This window comes from Vibrio sp. 10N.222.52.B12 (genome assembly GCF_002875385.1).
GTDB lineage: Bacteria > Pseudomonadota > Gammaproteobacteria > Enterobacterales > Vibrionaceae > Vibrio > Vibrio jasicida.
The window spans coordinates 33,725-55,325 of the sequence record NZ_MDAW01000102.1; the positions used below are offsets into that span (position 1 = coordinate 33,725).

A 21,601-nucleotide genomic window follows, 5' to 3' on the forward strand; every position below is an offset into this window, starting at 1 on the left:
CGAAACGAAAAGTCCCCCGAGCAGTCGGGGGGATTTTTTTAGAAATCAGCTTTACGGACGTAGTGGGGGTTTTTGTATTTCTTCTCTGGCCCAAAACTAGAAACCACCAACTTGTTCCAAAGCGTTTTATCGAACTCTCCTTTAGGAATGGAAGGGTATAGTGTTTCTTCTTCTTCTCTTGCAAAGTTCATGTACTGCTTTTTCTTTATTTGGTTGTATTTCTTCGCGATTTGGTTGTGTTTTCTCACCCATTCGAGCTTATATTCACGCAACACGTTTTCGCCTTTTTCGGCGTCCATACGTGATAAGAAAAGGCGTTTGTACGACACTTTTCTGTCGAGCATAGTACGCATTACCGTCTGGATATACTTACCATGATGAGTGATGGTGATATCTTTCTCGTCAATAGGCGTGATAAACCAGCTCTTCGGTAAAAAGCTCGGCTTCTTAAATTGCTTATTACGTTCCACTAGCACCTGATGAAGAACTAAATCAGATGTGCCGCGAAAGGTCTTTTGCCACTTAGCGATTCGTATCTGTAACGAACCTGGCAAGCGATAGATGTTAGTAAACTTATCTTGGTCCATGGACTTCTGTCATGAAATTAATATGCAATGTGAAAATTCGCAAACACAAACCCACAAACGTCATAAACAGGTATTGTTTGAATAGGTTGAGTCGGTAGTTAGCGCGATTTTACAACGACCTTGCTGATAATAGCGAGGGGTTATGTCAATAATAGGTAAGAAATAAAGAAATTGTTTAGATTATGAATACTTTATTGTTTCACCGTTATGATGACTTAAGGCTCGCATTGCTATACAAAGATTATCGACATATTAGTCTTAGTGTTTAAGTACGTAATATGAATGCATGTAACAAGTCGATTTTTGCTCGCTTAACATGCTTATCGGGGCCATTGATAACGTAAGATAGCTGTTGCAGTATCGATGTCATTCTCATCGAGAAAGTATCGAGATAACTTTAATGTGATACTCACTCGATCTGTTACGGTATAGCCAACGCCTAGACCTGCATACGAATCGATTCCATCGAATTGAGTCGTGATCTTGTTGTCTAAATATTTACTCTCTACCTCTGTTTCCCAGCTTATTACACCAAGTGTCACATCAGTAAACCAATCTCCCTGTTGCCAAAAGCGATAGCGAGTATCAAAGCCAAAGCCCTGTACAAGAATGGGAGCAATAGATGCGACACTTTGGTGATACTGAGTGGGTGTTGTTGTCGTTGATTTCAAGCGTGCACTACCTGAGCCCATGTCGATATAGCGTAAGGAAACTGACCAGTCTGGATCGATACTGTAGCCAACAGCTACGGAAAAAAATCGGTCAGAAGTATCTGTGGAGTAGAGTGTTTCTGTGGATGATATATTTCTATCATCGGCTTCGCTTATGCCCAATTCCCCTTCAACAAACCAATTTGCGCGACTATTGAAACTCACGGCTAGAAGTGCGACAAAAGCACACTGTAATTTGTGGGATCTCATCGCCGTTAAGAAACTTAATAGAAATAGCCATATCAGATTCATCGAGCCCGCACCGGACTGATTCGATACGACTGCATCATGTGTTAGGGTTACTTTCACTGTTACTTTCCCTTTTGCCTCTAAGCCATGCGTATCTTGAATTAAGTAAGTTATTGAGTCTTCACCCTCAAACCCAAGAGGTGGTGTATAGAGTAGGGCTTCTTGGTCATTGATAGTGACGGTTCCTCGAATAGCGACTGCGGAGACTACGCTCAATGCATCATTGTCGGGGTCATAATCATTACTTAATACATTCATTGTTATCATTGAGCGGTCATTCGTTTGGCTAAAATCATCGATGGCATAAGGGGCTTGGCTGTTAATTACCGTTACAGCCACGTTGGCACTTCCTGTACCACCAACATTATCCGTAATGCTGTAGTTAATGTTGTCTTCACCAATGAATTGATTTGCAGCAGTGTAATACAACTGATTATTGACAATCGAAACACGACCAATATTGGTGGTTGCATGGCTAATTGACAGACTTTGTCCATCAGAGGTTGTGTCGTTGTTCAAGACATCAATGGTAGCTGAACCATTACGATGAATTTTAATTTTGTCATCAGTGGGTTGTGGCAAAACAGTGTCACTTGCTCGAACTGCAACCCCACTTGGATCAATGATGGTTCCGTTAGCGATGTTATCATCATCATTTGGCCCGCCATCTTTTATAGTGACTTGAACGCACCAATGCCCCTCATTTAAACCGTCAATCCAACTCGTGCCTCCTGGTGGAGGGCAGTAACCTCGCTCACCAAGTGTTGATGCAACTGAGTTGTTCATGTCTATTACAAAATCCTGCCAACCTTGCTCGGCTTGGAATTTACGGTAGACAGCATTGGCGGGTATAGGAAGGCGTTGTGGTATAACCAATTGATAGCTTTGTCCAGCTTGCGGCAAACCTGTGGCGACAAAATCGAAGATACCGCCAATATTACTGGCTTGTTCATCTTGCAGTAATTCACTCTCCAACAATTCGACACCACCAGTTTGATTTTCTAAGGTACTCACACCTTTGCGTAAACATACCCCTGGTTGACCTTCTACTAAAAAGTTATTTAGATCGATGACACGTTGTTGTACTACGTTACAGTCTGAAATCGCATCAAGGTAATCTGGGATCCCATCATTATCACTGTCATTGTGACCTTCTTCAGCATCAGGAATTAAATCACCATCACTATCGATAGATGCACTCAGTGTTGGCAGTGCTTCATTTACCTCAATGAAAGCGTTTTGGGTGACTGAAAGCGACTCATCACCATCATCAGTTACTCGAAGAGTAAGGGAGTAAATTGCGTTAGGTAGTTGTTCTGCAGAAAAATATAGGCTGGCGTTGGCTTCTTGCCCCGCAATTAAAGTAGCTAATTCATCACTATCTGTTGACCAACGAAGTATATGCCTGTCACTGGTGTTGGCATCCGCCAGCGTAGCAGTAATTGTGACGATATCACTTGTTTTTTCAATGCGGCTGCGTTTTTCTCCAGATTGATAGATGGTAATCTCTACAGTAGGTGCCACATTTTGCTCACTGATGGTCAATACATATTGATGCTTGCTGCCTAGGTTCAGTTGAGCATCAAGGTCAATAATAATGGTTTCTATGCTCTCGGAAACATCATCAGCAAGAACATCAAAGTCAATTGTTCCAGTGGTGCCAGACTCAATCACTACTTGACCATCTCGTAAAGAATGGTCAGAGCTACTTGCAGTGCCAGATACTGTATAAGGTATTGTTACAGGGTAGGACGGGGAACTGCCGTTTAGTATAACGTTCACCGAATGACTTGTTCCTTCAGTGGTTTGCCCATCTTTTTCGATACTAACTAACGGATGTACTGTGACGAGTTGTACATCTTGCGTGATATTTCCTTCAGAATCTTGAGTGCTCCAGAATACCGTAGTAATGCCTGGAGCAAAAAGAGTTCGCCCATCGACTAGACTGACCGGCAAATCGTTGCCAATGCTGTCTTGGGCCATTGCTACACCAAGTTGCACCTTAGTATATAAACCTGTTGCATTAGCTTCGATGTCCGTTGGTGCAGTAATGCTCGGTGCGTTAAGTACAGAACTTTCTATGCTGACTTCAACGGTTGCATTAGCTTTACCACCATTACCATCACTAACGCCATATTGGAGCGTTGTCGTGCCTACCTTGTCGTAGGTAAATTTTAGCTGACTACCTATTACCTCAACATTTCCAGCTGAACTACTTATCCATACTAACTTGAGATTGTCTCCATCTTCGTCGCTATCATTACTTAAAACATCTAATAGATAGGTGCCTTCATCTTCTTGGGTAAATATATAAATGTCGTTAATTGCTTGAGGTTCATCGTTCACATTATTAACCGTTAGATTGAAATGTGGTAATGAAGTACTAGTCTTTCCATCACTAACGGTTAATAGAACGTTAGACACAGAGCCTACGTCGTCATTTGATGGTGTGCCAGACAGTGTCCCGGTCAATGGGTCAAGGGTTAACCAGTCTGGTAAGTTTTTTGCACTGAAGGTAAATTTACTACTGTCGACATCGGTTACGACCGGCGTAAAGGTATAAGTCTCTCCTTGATTGAGCAACGTACTCGGGGTGCCAACAATGATTGGAGCATCATGTACGTTAGACAAGGTTAAGCTGACTATTGCTGGATCAGAATCTAATTCGCCATCGTTTACGACATAGGTAAAACTGTCTTCACCAAAGTAGTGGTCGTTTCCGTAATAGGTCACTTTAGTACCATTAAGCGTGACACTACCGTGTTGCGGTTGGTTGATGATGCGATAGGTTAGGGGGGAACCTTCAACATCTTCTCCTTCTAACGTGATAGTTAAAGCTTGTTCTTCTCGGCCTTTAGTGGCCACATGCTGGGCGAACGGGGCATCGTTAGTGGCGAGTACGCTGAGTGTGATAGTCGCGGGTTCTGAGCCTAGCTCACCATCATTTGCAATGAATTCGAAACTATCGGAACCATGGAAATCAGCGGAGGGTATGTATCTCCACATGTTATAAGAAAGTTGGAGCAGTGTACCGTTAAGTGGTTGGGTTGTGATGGTATAGGTAAGGCTATCGCTCTCAATATCACGGCCGATTAGCGTGATATCAAGGTTTTCATCTTCGCTTAATGTTAGTGATTGTAATGTTGCCGTTGGGGCATCATTAACAGGACTCACTGTCATGGTTACAGTGGCTTCGTTGGAGAGTGCTCCAGCCGTATCTTCTACTGTATAGGTAAAGTTGTCTTCGCCATAAAAGTCCGTGTTTGGCGTGTAAATGATCGTGCCAGTGGAAGTCACCTGAACAATGCCATTGTTAGGCTCTAGGCTCACGCTAACGCTGTTTGTGTTGAGGGCATCTCCTGAGTCAACATCGGTATCGTTACCCAAAACATTAACTTCAAATTGACCTTCTTCGAATAGTTGTGCTTTGTTATCAATTGCGATTGGAGCATCATTGATTGCGGTAATGCTTAAAGTCACCACTGCACTATGCGATACCGCTTGTCCACTGTCTGTCAGGGTATAAGTAAAGCTGTGGACCCCAGTGATATCCTGTGTTGGGGCTATGTTCAAAGTGCCATCCTGATTGATACTTACGGTAGCAAAGGGATAGATACCAGCCCCTTGACCTAGATCTTGAAGAGTAATATTGCTTTGTACAAAAGCTGAGTCTTCAATATCGGTATCATTGCCAAGTACATCCAATGTGGATGTGATATCTTCATCGAATATCAAGCTATCTGCATTAGCTATTGGTGCATCATTGACTGCTCCAATATTGACACTAACCGTTGCAGTGTTCGAAACCAAACCTTCGCTATCACTTACTGTGTATGTAAAGTTATCACTGCCAAATGCATTCGGACTTGGCGTATAAACTATCGTGCCAGCTTCCTGATCTAGGATGACCTCGCCAATTTGCGGTGCGGATACAATTTGAAGCTCACCGGTCGGGATATTATCCTCCAAATCAGTAGAGCTATTACGTACATTTAATGCGTTGCTCGCGGTATCTTCATCTGTATTGATTACAAGATCCGTTGCTATAGGCGCGTCGTTAATCGCATTAATGGTAATTGTGGTGATAGCGGTGTTCGATTCTTGTAACTTTGCGTCTTTAACTGTGTAAACGAAACTGTCTGTTCCTGACACATTGGCATTGGGTGTATAGGTAACAACACCGTTGGTAATGCTGATTTGCCCCTTCACTGGTTGCGATTGAACAATTGCTGATGAAGCGACGAGATCATCATTAATGTCACTGTCATTCGCTAATATATCGAACTGTACGCTTGTATCTTCATTAGTAGAGAAACTATCGTCCATTGCCACAGGTGCTGCGTCATATTGTTTTGCAACTGTATCTGTGACCGCTTCTGAGACGTTTTCTGAAGTGTCAGTGAGAACGACGGATAAAATCAAATCTGTTTCTAATAATGTCGTGACATCTAAACCTGTGACTTGTTGAACCGCTGAGGCAATGAGCGTTGACCCCGGACTTGCTATTGTTGCAACGCCATCAGTGATCTCATAAGTAAAGTATGCTCCTACCTCTGCATCAGACAATGTAAAACTCATGGCAGATTCATTGGTTGCATCAATGGAGGCTTGATCGATTTCAATACGGTGTCCATTTGGGGGAAGAGTATCGAAACTGAGGGAGAGTGGTGTTGCTGCAATATTTACGTTACCGGCTTGATCAGAAAATACACCAGCTTTTATCTCTAGTGTCACATTACCTTCAGCGTTTTCAGTTGGGGTGAGAAGTACAGCATAAGTGGTACCACTACCAGTAAAATCCGAAAGTTGGCCATTACTTGCTGTAACATCAATTAGTGAAAAGTTAGAGCTTGATTCGCTTAAAGTGATGTCAATTGTTGAGTTTTGGCCTGCTTTTAAAGCGTTTTCTGATGTTGTGAATGTGGTAACCGTTGGTTTACTTGTATCCAATACGATGCTTTGTGAAGACGGTGTTGAAGTATTGCCTGAAGCATCCCTCTGGGTCGCTGACACAGTGAGTGAGCCATCATTTAGGCTGCTTAAGTCCAATTCACTGCCACTTAGAGTCCAATTCCCACCATTGTCCGCGATGACGTTGCGCGTCACGGTAGGGTTGATGCTATCCGATACAGTGACAGTAATACTGTTGCTGGCTTCTGCGTCGCTACCAGAAATCAATACGCTATTGACCTCTGTGGAATTTATCACGCCATCACCTTCAATAGGTGTGGTGATTGACAGCGAAATAGGGGCTACATCGTCTAAAACCGTAATCGTAACGCTTTTTTGAAAGGTGGTCGTCGTATCGTCAGTTTGTACGCAAGCGACATAAGTTCCGGGAATCAAAGCGCTTCGTGTTTGCAAATTGTCACCATTGATGACGAAGCTACTATTACCGCTCCCTGAAGTACAAGTACCGTTTTCGCTTGTGTTTGCTGCCACCAGAGAATAGGTGTGGCTGTCACTTAAATCGGCATCTTCAGTGCTCAATGCACCAACAGTGATGTTGTCGCCAGTAGAGGATTGGTTAATTGATGTAAGTGACAATGTAATATTTGATGGTGCTCGATTCAGGGCTTCTACATTAATAGTTGTAGAGCGAGAGGTGCTATCTGCACTTCCGTCGTTGATAACAACAGTAACAATACGAGATGTTTCGTCTGGTGTGATGAATGTGTTGTTGTAAGTGAGAGCGTCTAGAAATGCAGAGATTTCAGAAGTCGATGCCATCATATTCGACATTGAAATGGTGTCTTGTAATACAATATCGGATGCGCCCGATACGCCTGTCAGGCTATTTTGGGCTGATGCTGTGACACTTAATCCTTCAGCTGTACCATGGTAATCGTTTGTCAAAGTTATGGTTATAGTTTTGATTGTGTCGTTATCGGACTCAGTAACCAAGGATGAAGTTGTAATGTTGACGGCTCCGCCACCTTCAATGAAGTTTACTTCATTATCGCTCCCACTTATTTCGGAGTTTAAGTCCACGTTGGGTGCAGAATTTAGCGTAATAAAGTTAAAGGTGGTGTTGTCATTGATTCCTGAAAAGGAATTGCCGTTATTATCTTGGACGGCGTTAGCATCGATATGAATTGCAAAAGTTCGGTTACCTAATAAGTCGTTGGTTGGATTTATATAAAGCTTGTTACCACTAATGCTTACTCTACCGGCGGCAGGGGAGGTTGAATTACCATCACTTTTAAGTGTTACATCGAAGGTTTCAAAGTCATTATCATCGGTAACGTTATATATTGTGATTTCACCAGTGCCCAAAACGATGTTTTCGTCAAAAGCGACAACGATGTCATTGCTAAGGGATACATTGGCACTATCATCGATAGGAGTAGAGTTTATGCTGATATAGCGTGGGGCGGCGGAATCTGTTGTCGTTGCATCATCTATTGTGATGCCTCGGACTGCATAGCGTGAATCGTTACAAGCTGGTGTGGCCGTACAGAAAAAAGCCATTGTCACAGCATCGACGTCTTTCCAAGCCTCATCAATATAGTCCGTATCTCTAGAGATTGAAAAAGCATCAAAAAGGTTAGAGTTTGCCTCTCCTCCCTTGGGTAACTCTACAGACTCAGTCACCGTTTGTTGTCCGTCAGAATATCCAGTTAGGGTAATAGTGTAAGTTGTATCGCTTGATCTGTCCGAGCCTTGTATAAACGTAATACCATCAAAGCTAAAGTTAGTGCCTGAGCTTTCATAGAATCGAAACCCTCTGTCTGTATTAACGTCACTGATCATGGTACTGGAAAAAGTGGACTGGATTGCAAAAGAAAAATCGTTCAGGCCTGTGAATGGTATTCCATCACTACTTCCCCCAGCATCCAGTACCATCGTTACATCACCTGTATTGTCTAGGCTGATATCAGATACACCATTAGTTCCGTCTTGTATGTGGCTTAAATTGTCACCTGAGCCATAAGAATAATCTACCGTCTTCTGCGCTGCCCAAGTATTTCCTGAGAAAAAGGCGGCGGATATGAATGCTAAAGAAAAAGTTTGTGCAAACTTGCTCAATCTCATATTCAGATCTCCGTTCATGATTGCGACTTGATCAATAAAACATTCATGTTGGTTAATGCTTTGAATGTTGTTCTTAGTCTTGTGAGTTATGTGGAACTAAGGTTGAGGTGAACGAAATTAACAGTTCGCCACATATGGTGTCGTTGCTTAGTCGTTACGGGAGGGATAAGCTCCTGTCATGGAAATCTGCCAGCTGATTGGCAATGCGGGATTAAGAATATTCAATGGTTGAGAGCCTCCAGTATTGCCGATCGAGACCGTGCCGCCTGTCATTCCGCCAGAAAGTGTCATCCCTTTAATGTTAGTGAGAGTCTCAGTTTCGAACCCAGGCTTGAAAAAATTATCGGATGTATTTTGAGCAAGATAGGAATCCGTATCAGGAACTTCTGTATTGGCTTTATTGGTGGCGACTTGCAGAGTGGCCGAAGCAATGCCGCCTTGCGGGGTAAAAGTAGTTGAGTGAGAATGCTGAGGCATGTTTTTGATAGCAACGATTACTTGTTCATTCCCTATTTGTTCTCCTCGAACATAATTTAGTCCGCCGGGCCTTTGACCTATGCCAACGAGACTTCGTCCTCGTAGATCAGGTAACTGAAATGTCGAACGCCCATCTCCTCCATAAGTAGTTCCTAACAAGGAAAACAAAGCCTGATTGTCAGCAATAGAAACGGTTTGCCCTTTACACAAGGCAAAGCCTCTGATGGAAAAATCTCCGGCAAAGGCAGTCATCGTTCCAAGAAAAGGTTCAGTAGCCATAATCACTCCTATTATTTGCTTTTCACTAAGGGGCATTGGATTTAGGTGAACTCGCACTAACCGTGGTTCTAGTTACACCAATTGGTTGAGGTCCATCCCTGCATCTAATCCAAACAATGTAGCGAACCGATAGCCATCAAATACTCCCTGCTGAGTAGCGAGAATATCCAACCGTATCGCACTATCGATGGTCTTGATGATCAACCCGTTATTTTGGCTAGAGGCCAAGATGGTTCCAGTAGCGATACCTTTGATCCTGGTGGCTGTAGCTGTAGCCTGAAGTAGGTTAATTGCTGCGCCTCGAATAAGAACTCGTGATCCACCAAATTCGGGATTAGATGCTCTAGAAAAATTAACGATTTCTAAACTGCTCTGTTTTTGCCAGTCTATGAATAAGTCGTGCTCCTGAACTTTGGAAATTACTGCGGTTTCAGTCTGGGGTGAAAAATGGAGTTCACCACTCATTTTCAATTGTTGATAACGTTCAAATAGCATTGGCAAAGCCTGTGACATTTTCAAGAATAAGCATTGAGAGGTGTCAAAAGGGTGGATGGGAACTTCCAGTTGCAACGCTATTTCACCGCAGTCCTCATTTTCTGAGGCGCGATGTAAAGAGAGCATTGCTGACTTTTCACCTTTTGCAATTTGCCAAAATATCGGCATCGAACCTCGATAAGTAGGTAAATGACCAGGATGTATATTCAATAATTCGTGTGAAAAATAAGATAATAGAGGCTGGGGGATGAGGTGTCTGAAAAGATAAATTAGACCTGATGTCACTCTAAGTTCATCAAGCTGAGATACGCATTTACTCACATTGGTATTGTCATATTGGATCGTGGGGATTTGATGTTGTGACAAGGTTTTTCTCAACTGAGCTAAGTCTGAGTTTTCTGCGACCTCTTGGGTTGGTAAAACAGCAGCAGCAAGCTTATTATGCTGATACAGAAAGTCGACTAGGCTCAAACAGTAACAACTACCACTAAACACAACGTATCTTTCAGTCATTTTTTGTCCCGCCTTATTTCGTTGCAACAAAACCAGGTAAACCTGATAAGCGGTAGTAGAAATTGATTTGCTCGCCACTTCGAGCAATGAAGTGAGCACTGTCAATTGCCAAAGGTTTTGAATCTACATAGAAATCCATCTCTGGCTTGGGATGTGTAATACCTGAGTCATACGCATTGATCCGTTCCTTATTGTAAGTATCGATCTGTGCATAAATAGCCAGTATCCGCTGTGAAATATCAGAAACGTTTTTTGGGAGAAGAATTGAATGGGCAGGAATAACTTTGACACCATTATTCAGAACGATTTCTTTCATTTTGAGCAAAGACGACTTACTTATTTCCATCAACGTACCGATTTCTACTCGGTCTTTTTGGGCGGATATAGATTGATGGTTTGAGTGTGCATATTCCGCGGATTTCCATTGCTGATTAAATTCAGTTTCTCCATGTACTAGAATGCCTTTGACCTGTATTTTCTCAGGTAGCATAGTTCCATCTACTTTTAAAAATTTTATCAGATGTTTAGCTATGCTGAGGTGCCCCTCTTGAGTAAATCCATGCTGTAAGGCTTCTAAAAGCAGAACATCATATTCATGTTTCGTTTCATATGTGCAGGCGTCTTGCTCAATAAGGTTTATGGTGACATCGAGTTTTAAGTCTTTAATGAGTTGTTTCAGTACGAGAACAGCGCCTCGTTGCGCGTCTATTAATGTGATGTGAAAGTGCTTATTTTCATAGAGCCTGTGATTCTTATAATAGGCAAACAAGGGCAATACTAATGGAGCAAATGGGCCGCAAGCAGGGTAGAGAATAGAAACGTCATTTTGGTGCTTTAATTTATGCTCGATTACCTGATGTAAACCGCGAGCATAACTACGAATTCGATATATATCTTTGATGGTGTGCTTACTGTTGTGTACTGACATGAGTAGACCGGTTGGACAGATGTACTGAAGTGTTAATTGTTCCTCTGTGATTCCTGAAAATGCCATAGACTGTACTGAACACGAATACATCTCTTCAAAAAGGGGCTCCAATTGTTGATGGTTAATAGCCTGGTTTGATAATGCGTACTCTATTGCAACCGCGAAGCTCTCTCGTAGTCTTCGGCATCGCTCTGCTTTTGAAAATTGTTGCATTGTGAGTGTTTGGAGTTGCTCTCGAATTGTATGTTGCAACAGAGTGTCTAGATCTGTACGTAGGCATGCGAATTGTTTTTGTTTTGAATTTCGTTGTGTATATTGGGGGGACATTTGTCGTGGCAATATATCTTCTAAATTCTCTTTCATGCCTTGCTTTCCTAACTAGTCGTTATGTTATTGGTGACCTTAAATAGATGGTCGACTCTATTAACTACAACACTAGTATATTGATATTAACTTTGTTGCATATTTGTTGGTTGGATGTATTTTGTATGCGCTGGGACTCATATATTGTGATTTTTATTAAGTATTCTAATTACAACAAGAGTAAGAAACGAGGAGGACAGAAGCCGGATCGGCACTCCGGCTAGCGATGAGTAAATCTACGATGACTCGACAAGTTCACCGTTTAAAAGATGGTTTTATTAGTTCGTAAATGATTGAACGGATCTTTGGCATACACTTTTTTAGCCTTCACCAATCTTTCATAGTGTTCCCCAAAATAGATTTCGGTTGGTATTGAAGGATCTTTGAAGCTGATAAATGCGCCGCCTGTCCCTTCTATCTTTTGTTCACGGGCTTTGTCAATCCAGTCCATAGCGCGGTTTACATCAACCAAAACAGGGTTATTTTGAAATTCGAACTTTTGTTTTATCTCTTCGTTCCACCAAGTCTGATATTGAATTGTGTATTGGCAATTACGATAAGGAAAAGCAACATCCTCTAAGTCATTTGGTTGAGTTATCGAGTAGAAATCGCCTGCGATAGCGCCCAGCGTCACATAGCTAAACAGCCCTAATTCACGATTTTCAGGTTTGATAAGAGGAGAGGTCAGACTTAGCAATAGTGCTCTATAACCCTCATCAGACAACCCGCCTTCCTTGACCAAACGGGAGGTGATCTTGTGGGGAGCTGGCGCATCATAATCCGGAGGGAATGGCGTGCCATTCTGTCCCACAGAGTATCGACCCCAAGAGCTCATGAGCCTATGGTCGTATAAGTTGTTAGGGTAGTTAGCACCATGAGGTGTATGAATGGTCACCTCGTTTGGTATGCATGTTTTAAATCGAGAATTTAGGAATTCTGTCAGCGAGTCTGGTGTTCCTTCCCAATACCCATACATTAAGCAGTGATGGCTGAGTAAACCGATACTGTTTAAGTCTTCTTGTGTTGGAAAGTCGTTAATGGCGGGTAGAGCATCAATTTTTAAATTGGTTCCCAGTAATTGGCAGGAATCTGTCTGGGGAGTTTCGTTGACTACTTGCTCCCATGCTTTAAGTATATGTAATGTGCTTTGGCAAGGTTGTGGTTTCGAGTATTCTAGTTGTTGTGGACATTTTTGTTCCTCTTTATGATAAGGATTCCACTCTAACTCAAAGCGAATAATTTCGTTGGGTAAAGCAAAAGTTTCGATCTCCATTTCAGTGATGATGCCGTAACTCATGCCACCTCCACCACGTAACGCCCAAAAAAGTTCGGAATAACAGTCTTTCGAAGCGCGAATAACACTACCATCACCGAGCACAAGAGTTGCACTACGTAGGTATTCACAACACATACCATACTTTCGTGTCCATGGCCCCCAGCCCCCACCTTGAATGAAACCGGTTAACCCTACAGTTGCACAAGTTCCATGCGCGATCATTCGGTTATGTTCCGCCAGTAATGGCGTCAGTTCATAAAACCTAAACCCAGCGCCAATAGTCGCAATTACGCCATCCTCATCGAGCTTGAATGTTTTTATTCCGGTGACATCAATTAATACCACATTATCACCGCTGCATTCCCCGGCATGGTCATGCCCTCCTGAGCGTACCCTAATCGGAAGCTGCAATTCTATTGCGGTCAGGTAGGCTTGTTGAACCTCTTGAGTGTTTTGACACATCACGATCACAAAGGGTTGATATTGATATCGGGTATTAAACACCATTCGCTCAACTTGAAAGGGAGTCAGCCCAGGTACTTCCGAGAGAGACTTATCTTCAGCGGTCAGTAGTCTGTGTTTATCAAATCCATCTTGTTCCATTTTTTGGACAAAACGCTTGGCATTATTTGTGGAGATTGCAAAGGTTGAGAGGACTGCTAAGCGTTGAGTATGTGGATCAGGAGCTTTAGTTGACGCTTCTAGAATAAGTTCATGTTCACATGGTTTCATGGTTTCTTCCATTGTTGTTGTAAGCCTACTAAGAGCTTAATCAAGAGGGAGAATAGTCCTAGTATCAGTTTGGTATCAGTTGCTCCATCTTTCTGATAAATAAAAGATCCGAACCTTTAGTGAGATACTTTTTCTTTCTGCTATGCGTAAGCACGATATGAGTAGAGATGGTTTGCGCTGCTAAGAATACAGTTCGTGCCACTTTTACTATCCTCCAATTAGACAGAGTAGTTAAGTTGATGATTAAATTGACAATCGTGATGTGAACCTAAAGTGATACGGATAATCATCTCGCCTTTCTCTAGCTTTAAGATGTCATTAACGACATGTTCAGTTGGAGAAAATACAAAATGAAAAATCAAACTAATCAATCGCACGATGTCTTCTTAGCGAGTTATATCATTGGTAATAAGTTGGCTGGTGGTATTCGCTTTGACGTTAAACTGTTGGTTGGCGGCCCAGGGCAGTCGATCACTGGTAAGGGGAATATTACCCAAGCGGTGAGTCCACCGCTTCATGTTCATACTGAGCTGACGGGTAACTATCATTATCAAGCGACTATGCGTGACTGTCATATCATGATTAATTTGCAAGGTTACCAAGCTTATCCTGGAATCCCACCAGTTGGTGTCGATCTGCACAACGTAACATTACGAATTTTACTTAACGATGACTGGAAATCAGGTGTTGCTTTTTACAGCTACAAAGACTCTGATGGAAACTGGGTTGACGTTGAAAACCAACCTGTAACTTTGGAGTCTAACGACCAAGTTGAAAACCTTGAAAAGCTTACAGCGACACATAAAGAGTTAAGTGAGGCTTAAACTGTAAACCTCTTGATGGTGCGCCGATATCTAGGACTGCTTAGTTATCGGCGTATTGATTTGAAATCAGCGTGTTGGGTTATATAGATTTTAGTAATTAGGTTTCAGGTGCATATAGCCATTGATTGAACTCATCGACACTGATTTTTGCCTGTTCGAGGTGATGTAACTGTGCTGCTTGATTAAAGTGCAGTAGATCAGAAACAGAGCTTGATTGATTAAGCAAGGCGAGCATAATGTCAGCTTGCTCTATATAGAATTCACTCCACGGGTTGCAATCATCAGCAGTAAAGGTAGCTAACTTGTCTCTGTAGCGTTTTAAAAGTGAAGGTGTTTTATATTCCCATGCAACCTGAATAGCTTGTTGGTAAAACCGTAAATAATTATGCCCGACACAAGTTGATTCTAACCAAAATTCCCCCAGCTCTAAATATGCGAAAGCGCTATTATGCTCCTCGCAAACTAGTGCTTGGGTTGAGGCTAACCAAGGCCCAATGAAATTATGCAGTTTGTAACGTTCGACTAGCTTGAGTCCCGCTTCTATATCTTTGTTTGCATTTTCTTTGTGTCCTCGATACCAATTTAGCCTCGCCCGTGATTCTAACAAGAAAGCGACAAATCGATGTGCTTCTAACTGCCTTGAGAGCTGCAGTGCCGTTTCAATTTCGTGTTCTGCTTGCGCTAAATCATTCCTGTCAAGAAAGATCCAACTTGCGGTTAATCGAGCGACAATTTCGGCACGCCTGTTTGCTGTGAGATAAGCGAGGTTGGAAGCGTGCTGTGCGTGCTTAAGGGCTTCAGAGGACTGAAGTTGATAAATCATGACCGTGGCGAGCATATAGCGGTTCGTTGTTTCGGTACTTAATAGATTATGCTGCTCGCACAATTCAAGGCACTGAGTTAAGTAATCATATGAGTTAACCATTTTTCCCTGTGCGTAAGCGCAATCGCCGAGTCCTCCGAGGGATTTTGCTCTAGCTTGCACGCAATTTGCTTGCTTGCTGTAATTCAAGGCAATGACATGTTCATGTTCGCAAGCGTTAAGTTGACCTGTGGGAAAAAGCATATTGCCTCGCATTGAATGGATCTCACACAGTTGTTTATATCGCCCTTGTTGTTCAGAATACCGTTGAGCTAAATCTAATATATTCATAGCTTGTTCAAAGCGGTCAGTTAGGCGATATGGATTGATTAAATCGAGGTGAAACTGTGTTTTATCTAAGTCGTTGATTGCATTCTCTACAGCTAGCTCGAGTGCTTCGATGCTCTCAGGTACTTTCCCCATTGAGTAAAGGCAGTTACCTTTCATGTTTAATGCGTAGGCGAACTTATGAGTGGGGGCGATTTTTGTGGCCCTATCAATTAGTGAAAGTGCTTTTTCAAATTGAAAGTTGTTCAGGTAGTGATGTGCGGTTTGATCGAGTATCTCAAAAGCGTTGTCTGTACCAGAGCATTGAGTATGTATGGCGTATAGATAAAGGTCTTTATCTTGATACCACGTCGCACACCGTAGGTGTATTTTTTCTCGTTCTGATCGCTCGATTTGGTTGCGTATCGCACTGCAAATCAAGTCATGATGGAAAACATATTGAAGTCCTTGAAGTTTCACCAGTCCCATTTCTAGCAGAGTGTCAGGGACATAGTTCGGTAAAGTGGCTATTTCGCGTAGCTGATCGAGTTGAAAATATTGACCTAACACCGATGCAGTTTGTAGAGCCAGGTAATCATCCATTGGCAATTGAGCAAGCTGGGTCGAGACAACATGTTCTAGCGATTCCGGGACGCCTGTAGAAAGCTTAGCGCATAGTAGGGTCTGTCTTAGAAACAGTGGATGACCGTTGGCAAGCTTTAGACAGTTTTCGATTAACTCGTGTTGATCAGGAACCATTGAGTTAGCCAATTGATATGCTTCTTCTTCTGATAGTTGGTTTAGCTCAATCAAGGAGACATATTTGAACCAAGGTTGGGGCAGTGAGAGTTGTTGCTGTTGCCTAAAGGTTAAGATGAGAAAAACGTTAGAGTTCGTAATGTGGGGGAGTATGTTAGCTAATATGGTAAACATTATGTCGTCAGCCCAATGAACATCCTCAATGATAATTAGCTGAGGTGGCAAACTCCGGCTATGGTTGAGCCAATATGGTACTGATTGTTCGATCGTCTCTTGTAAAGAGTGAAACTCCATCAGATCAAGGAGGCGTTTTTCCGTTTCGTTAAGCGATATGCCCATTAACCAATAGAGACACAAATGACAAGATGATGGAATCCTAGATTCAATAATATCTCGCCTGATATGTTCGTCGCTATCTGTTCGTAAAAAGCCACATATTGCACGAACTAGAACGTTGGTTGGTGACTGGGGTTCAGCTTGGCCATGATTTAAGTTCTGGATTTGAGTGATGGAATCACAATAGCTCTCAAAGGTTTCAATGGTTTGGTTTAGTAAACGGGTTTTTCCTATTCCCGCCATACCAGTTAGGCAAAAAGCTTGACCTGTTTGATGCTTCAACCAGTATTTGATTCCGGCGCTGACCGCCTTTAACTCTTTTTGGCGTCCAATAAAGTGCCCATTGTTAGTTTGGCTTAATGACACTAAATACCAGTGACCAGTCTGATCATTTACATGTAAACGTTGCTTGGGGGAGAGGCAATTAGACGAGACAAAGCAAGAACAAGCCGCGGCCTCGCCCCATGCTAAGTGATTGAAGAAACCATTGGCTTGGCTAAAGTCAAAAGGCTTGGTTTTAAGCCAATGAAAGTAGGGATCATTATCACTGGTAAGAATTATCCGGATGGCGTTATTGAACTGTCTCTGTAACTGGCGAGCAAGTTGAGTAATATGAACAAAAATAAACTCATCACACTCGTGCATTGGCCATCTTATTACGCTACGTTGGCCTTGGGTTAGTATCTCTAAACTTTCATCTTGTAGTTTGCGCTCAAGCTGAGTAGCAGTTAGAGGTGGCCTGATGTCGACAATAAGGGCTAGCGTTTTGTCATTGATAGTAGAAGGCTGCACTAAATCGATTTTACGCGATTGTCTAGCAAGTAAGTGTTCTACTTGAACTTCGAAAAATTCGGCTAGATTGGCTGCCGTTCGATGTAACACATTTGCCCCTGATTCGGCACGTTTAATCGATGAAATTGAAACGACTAATCCACGTTCGAAACATAACTCCGCCAACTTTTCTTGGCTTAATCCCTTTGCTCTACGTAGTTGCTTGAGAAGAGAAATATCGAGAGGAACCCTACCATCCCTGTTAGTCATCCGTGTACTCCATCAATGAAATTAATTCTACTTTTGGAAGTAACATTATGAGTCAGTATGCATATAAATCAAATTGTAGAAACGCTCCTCTATCAATACTTTTTGATTGGTCTCTATACCTGTCTGCTTATTTCGGTTTAAAGTCGCTGATTCGTAATGAAATGACTTGTCTAGAAAAGTTCAGAAGCCAGCAATTAAAGGTTGGCTTCTGAATAAGGTTGTGCATGCCCAATTTGGGGACTGTGTGATGGTAATCTGTTAACTGTTCATTAAACCGTTATCAATCACAGAGTACCATTCGTTGCCTTTCCTTCCAGAATGGGGAATTTAACCAGCGATGTTCTCTTCGATAAATATCTGCTCTGATCTGAAGGTACTGATTAAACAAGACACGAGAACTCGCTTGGTATTTTTTGTGAACTTCTCGGGTTCCTTCCATTAACGCTTGAGCGCCATGACATGCACTGCTCAAAGCAAATCCTAGCCCCATGGATGATATCGGATCATAGGAGGCAGCAGCGTCACCAATTGCAATGTAGTTGTTAGGGTAGGAAGAGCTTGTGATTTCACTACTAGCTTGTTTGATCCACAGTTTGGAGTGCATGCTTTGAGAGCCTTGGACAAGTGAAGATATTTTATGAGTGTGTTTCAATTGGGTGGACCAATTATCTACTCTATTAAGTCTGTTAGACTTCACCAGTTTCATATCTGTAAAATAGGTGACGACGGCAAGATCTTTCGAAAGACCAGCGCAATACCACCAACCAGATTCGCAACTTTCGATGAACTGCCTTTGTTCAAACTGACGATTGGGTCTTTGGATGAATGCGCCAATGGCGACGAGCTGATCATACTGGGCTCTTTGTATGCCGAGCTTTTTTCCAAGATTCGTGTTTCGTCCAGACGCATCAACGATATATTCGCTTGAAAAAGTGACGACTCCTTGAGTCGGATGTGTTGTTTCGACTTGCCATCCGTGGCCATCGTTAACTACATCCATCAGTTGGCAACGAGGAATTACCATTCCGCCTTGGTTAACAACAGCCATCAAAAGAGTTTCATCGAATGCTTCACGATTAAGTTGATACGTTGTCGTTTGTGGCGTGAAAATACTTTCGTGAGGGCTCTCAACATGGCTCCCCCATAAACTGGTTTTTCCATAGTTATGACCAAAGCAGCCATCGGGGAAATCTGATTTGTTGAGTTTAAGGTAATCGAGAAAGTCGAACACGCTACTCGTTACTTGTTCACCTATACGCTGAGCTGTAAAATCTCCGCGTTCAAGTAATAGAACCGATTTATTGTGATGTGTCATCATTGCTAGAGCACAGGCAGCCCCAGCTGGGCCGCCTCCGATAATGATGACGTCATATGTCATCTGCATCATTATCCCCTTAGCTTGGTACCAGAACGAGGTTGAATGTTTTTGGTTTTGACTGGTTTAAAAGCACGTTGCTCCAGATACTCTGCCATTTTTTTGCCTTTGATTGTTTTGTGTCTGAGCAGGAACTCGCGATTGTCATTAATGAAAAATATTGGGAACTCTGTTTCGTTATCTTGAGGATTGCCAGTAATTTGTCCTACTTTCACTGATTTGAACTCGAACAGCTCATTATTTCGTTCCGTTTCTGTGAAGAAAGGGAAACCTTCGTTGTTTACGTTTCTATCACGAATAAAGGCGAGAGCTGACCAGTGCTCGATCATTTGTGAGTAGCTGTTGAGTCCTCTTGCATAGTTAACTTGCTTACCAGCGGCAACATGATTTTGTAGTTGTCCTTCCAGAGAAAATTCGCCAGCTAATACATTCCAAGGGCTTTGTGGTGGCCACCAATAGCTAAAGTAAGTCGGCGGGAGAGGTTGCCCGTTTTCTGAGCTCGAAGAGTCTAGAGTGACTTCATAAGTATTAGGAATTTCGACTGAACTCGGCATGCCCTCCCATGAATATTGGGTCACCGCTCCTGTAGATTCATTCTGAATTGCTTTATTGACTTCTGGTTGAGTAAAATTGATTTCCTGAATTGTGCAGTTAAAGAAATCGGCTTGCCAAGGGCATGCCATGCGTTTTGTTAGATCCCCAGGCTCGCATCCACCTCCTTCACACTCATCACGTTTTGGGTCTAGCCCATTTTCAGCGTAATAGAGGCCATTTTGATGGCGTTTTATTTGATAGGGCGCACAGTAGACATTTTTGTTCTGTAGGTTCCAGGTGACTTCAATGCCGGGACACATCGGTAAACCGACACAGTTACCAACACTGGCTTGGTTCATCGGGTTTACCAAGCTTTCGCTGCTGTCATCATGGTTAAACCTGCCATCTGCCCATTGTTTCAGCATGAACATCTGTGTTTCGTCGAGAGCAAGAAACTTCTGAACGATATTATCTTCAAGGCTGTAAGCGTTAGCACTGGAGACCGAATTACTTCCTGAATTGAGAGGCATGAGGGGCAGTAAATCGCCAGGCTCTGGATTGTCAAATAGCTCTTGCTGCGGTTGGTGATTGTCACCAATGACGGTTTTGTCGAGCTGACGGAAGTACTGATAGTATTTCTGACGCTGTGGTTTATTACGCTCAGAATTATCGCGATAGTCAAACTGGTTGCAAAAGAATGCACTCATCGATTGTACGTTTGCCACCCATTGATACTGACTCATTCGGTCAATGATAGGCTTAATATCTCGATTGAAGTTCGCGATGAAATTATGATCGAACTTCCCATCGGTGAAAAGGTCAGGTACGAGATCAAAGTGACGTACGCCAACATCGAACATTGTGTCACTTAACGTTGAAATATTAACTATTTCTGGAGCAAAGTTTGGAGAGCCAATGACAATCCAAGCTTCTAAAGTTTGCGTTGTTCCGTCATTGAATTTCACAAAGGCCGTTACTGAACCATCAGATATGTCGTCATGCCAACCATCACCACCACCGTAACCTTCGAGCTCAGTGGTACCGCCAGATTTTCCATATCCGCCGAGTACGATCAGCCTTCCCATTGCATCAGTAAAAAGAGTGCCCAGGCTGGTTACTAGTTCTCCACCTGTTACAGGGTTATTGGGAAACGAAGCATGCTTATAACTTTCGGGGACGGAGCTTTGATCGAATTCGACAGGGCCAGACGCTCGTCCAGCAATAGTTCTTGGTCCAGGATCGATAATAAGTGATTGTCGATTGCTCTCAGTTTTGTTGCGAAAAGGCACATCTCTAGCATCGTAGCTGTTTGCTTCTCCGTACAGTAAGTTGCCGTTCAACTCTCGGAACTCATACCAAGCTGCTTTTTTATTTGCTAAGTGAACTGCCCAAACTATTTTCTCGATGTTTGGTGAGTCAAGCGTAAGTTCTTCATCACTGTCGTCATAGATTTTAAACACTTGGCCTTGACGGCGAACACGACCAGCAGGATCTTTGAAGTTAGTGACTTCGGACTTAGGGAGGCCGAAATTTCTGTTGTCTTGCCCATCTAAACAACACTCATAGGGTAAACCGCCTATCTTTGTAGGATTGAGTATAAAATCTTCACGCTCAGAGTTGCCTAATCGAGCAACGCCGACAGACGGGGTTATTGAGATATTCATGATTTTTCCTTTTTTAGCCAACAGTTTTATTGTTATGCCGCCAGTGGGTAGGGTGACGTGCTAGCACCAAACTTTTTGGTGACTAAGAAAAGTTATAAGAGGGAGATAAAAGTATCCGTATCAGTTTGGTATCAGTTAATGAGGCATTCGATTGGGTGATGAGGGCTTATGTTACAGCTGGTGGGTTATGGTGGGCAGCCTATTTGGCCATATAAATGGTATTGCTTTAATGTTTTATTACGGCGTTTCTTTAGTTTCTCATAGACCTTAAAATATAAAGCCCGTAGCATAGCTA

10 protein-coding genes are annotated in these 21,601 nt (G+C 42.6%); 1 reads left to right on the top strand and 9 read right to left on the bottom strand.

Annotation, left to right across the window (positions count from 1 at the left end):
• Nucleotides 1–38: 38 nt before the first annotated feature.
• From BCT11_RS07015 to BCT11_RS07040, 6 genes are all read right to left on the bottom strand, one after another.
• Nucleotides 39–587 carry a hypothetical protein gene (locus BCT11_RS07015; protein ID WP_038872233.1) on the bottom strand — a complete coding sequence of 183 codons (549 nt, stop codon included), beginning with the start codon at nt 585–587 and terminating at the stop codon, nt 39–41.
• Between the two features lie 320 nt (nt 588–907).
• Complete coding sequence (locus tag BCT11_RS07020) at nt 908–8,599, bottom strand: tandem-95 repeat protein (protein ID WP_241908996.1); 7,692 nt, start codon at nt 8,597–8,599, stop codon at nt 908–910.
• A 129-nt stretch (nt 8,600–8,728) separates the two neighbouring features.
• Complete coding sequence (locus tag BCT11_RS07025) at nt 8,729–9,337, bottom strand: tail fiber protein (protein ID WP_102387741.1); 609 nt, start codon at nt 9,335–9,337, stop codon at nt 8,729–8,731.
• Between the two features lie 72 nt (nt 9,338–9,409).
• Complete coding sequence (locus BCT11_RS07030; RefSeq protein WP_102387742.1) at nt 9,410–10,345, bottom strand: formyltransferase family protein; 936 nt, start codon at nt 10,343–10,345, stop codon at nt 9,410–9,412.
• A 13-nt stretch (nt 10,346–10,358) separates the two neighbouring features.
• Nucleotides 10,359–11,636: a hypothetical protein gene (locus BCT11_RS07035; protein ID WP_198593923.1), complete on the bottom strand. Its 1,278-nt coding sequence runs from the start codon at nt 11,634–11,636 to the stop codon at nt 10,359–10,361.
• 262 nt (nt 11,637–11,898) lie between these two features.
• Nucleotides 11,899–13,644 (bottom strand): FAD-dependent oxidoreductase, encoded by a 1,746-nt coding sequence (locus BCT11_RS07040; RefSeq protein WP_241908997.1) that lies wholly within the window; start codon nt 13,642–13,644, stop codon nt 11,899–11,901.
• A 350-nt stretch (nt 13,645–13,994) separates the two neighbouring features.
• Between BCT11_RS07040 and BCT11_RS07045 the strand changes: the two genes are divergently transcribed.
• Nucleotides 13,995–14,468 carry a DUF1842 domain-containing protein gene (locus BCT11_RS07045; RefSeq protein WP_042601311.1) on the top strand — a complete coding sequence of 158 codons (474 nt, stop codon included), beginning with the start codon at nt 13,995–13,997 and terminating at the stop codon, nt 14,466–14,468.
• Between the two features lie 97 nt (nt 14,469–14,565).
• On the opposite strand, the gene BCT11_RS07050 is transcribed toward BCT11_RS07045, so the two are convergent.
• The 3 genes from BCT11_RS07050 to lodA all read right to left on the bottom strand — a co-directional run bounded on the left by BCT11_RS07050 (nt 14,566) and on the right by lodA (nt 21,306).
• Complete coding sequence (locus tag BCT11_RS07050; RefSeq protein WP_102387744.1) at nt 14,566–17,733, bottom strand: AAA family ATPase; 3,168 nt, start codon at nt 17,731–17,733, stop codon at nt 14,566–14,568.
• Nucleotides 17,734–18,013: 280 nt separating this feature from the next.
• Complete coding sequence (gene lodB / locus BCT11_RS07055) at nt 18,014–19,120, bottom strand: lysine-epsilon-oxidase maturase LodB (RefSeq protein ID WP_198593924.1); 1,107 nt, start codon at nt 19,118–19,120, stop codon at nt 18,014–18,016.
• Nucleotides 19,120–21,306: a CTQ-dependent lysine 6-oxidase LodA gene (lodA, locus tag BCT11_RS07060; RefSeq protein ID WP_102387745.1), complete on the bottom strand. Its 2,187-nt coding sequence runs from the start codon at nt 21,304–21,306 to the stop codon at nt 19,120–19,122. Before lodA ends, lodB begins: the two co-directional genes overlap by 1 nt.
• Nucleotides 21,307–21,601 lie beyond the last annotated feature (295 nt).

Excerpts from the sequence above, each read along its gene's own strand:
- BCT11_RS07015 (WP_038872233.1), bottom strand. The coding sequence starts at position 587 with ATGGACCAAGATAAGTTTACTAACATCTATCGCTTGCCAGGTTCGTTA.
- BCT11_RS07020 (WP_241908996.1), bottom strand. The coding sequence starts at position 8,599 with ATGAACGGAGATCTGAATATGAGATTGAGCAAGTTTGCACAAACTTTT.
- BCT11_RS07025 (WP_102387741.1), bottom strand. The coding sequence starts at position 9,337 with ATGGCTACTGAACCTTTTCTTGGAACGATGACTGCCTTTGCCGGAGAT.
- BCT11_RS07030 (WP_102387742.1), bottom strand. The coding sequence starts at position 10,345 with ATGACTGAAAGATACGTTGTGTTTAGTGGTAGTTGTTACTGTTTGAGC.
- BCT11_RS07035 (WP_198593923.1), bottom strand. The coding sequence starts at position 11,636 with ATGAAAGAGAATTTAGAAGATATATTGCCACGACAAATGTCCCCCCAA.
- BCT11_RS07040 (WP_241908997.1), bottom strand. The coding sequence starts at position 13,644 with ATGAAACCATGTGAACATGAACTTATTCTAGAAGCGTCAACTAAAGCT.
- BCT11_RS07045 (WP_042601311.1), top strand. The coding sequence starts at position 13,995 with ATGAAAAATCAAACTAATCAATCGCACGATGTCTTCTTAGCGAGTTAT.
- BCT11_RS07050 (WP_102387744.1), bottom strand. The coding sequence starts at position 17,733 with ATGACTAACAGGGATGGTAGGGTTCCTCTCGATATTTCTCTTCTCAAG.
- lodB (WP_198593924.1), bottom strand. The coding sequence starts at position 19,120 with ATGATGCAGATGACATATGACGTCATCATTATCGGAGGCGGCCCAGCT.
- lodA (WP_102387745.1), bottom strand. The coding sequence starts at position 21,306 with ATGAATATCTCAATAACCCCGTCTGTCGGCGTTGCTCGATTAGGCAAC.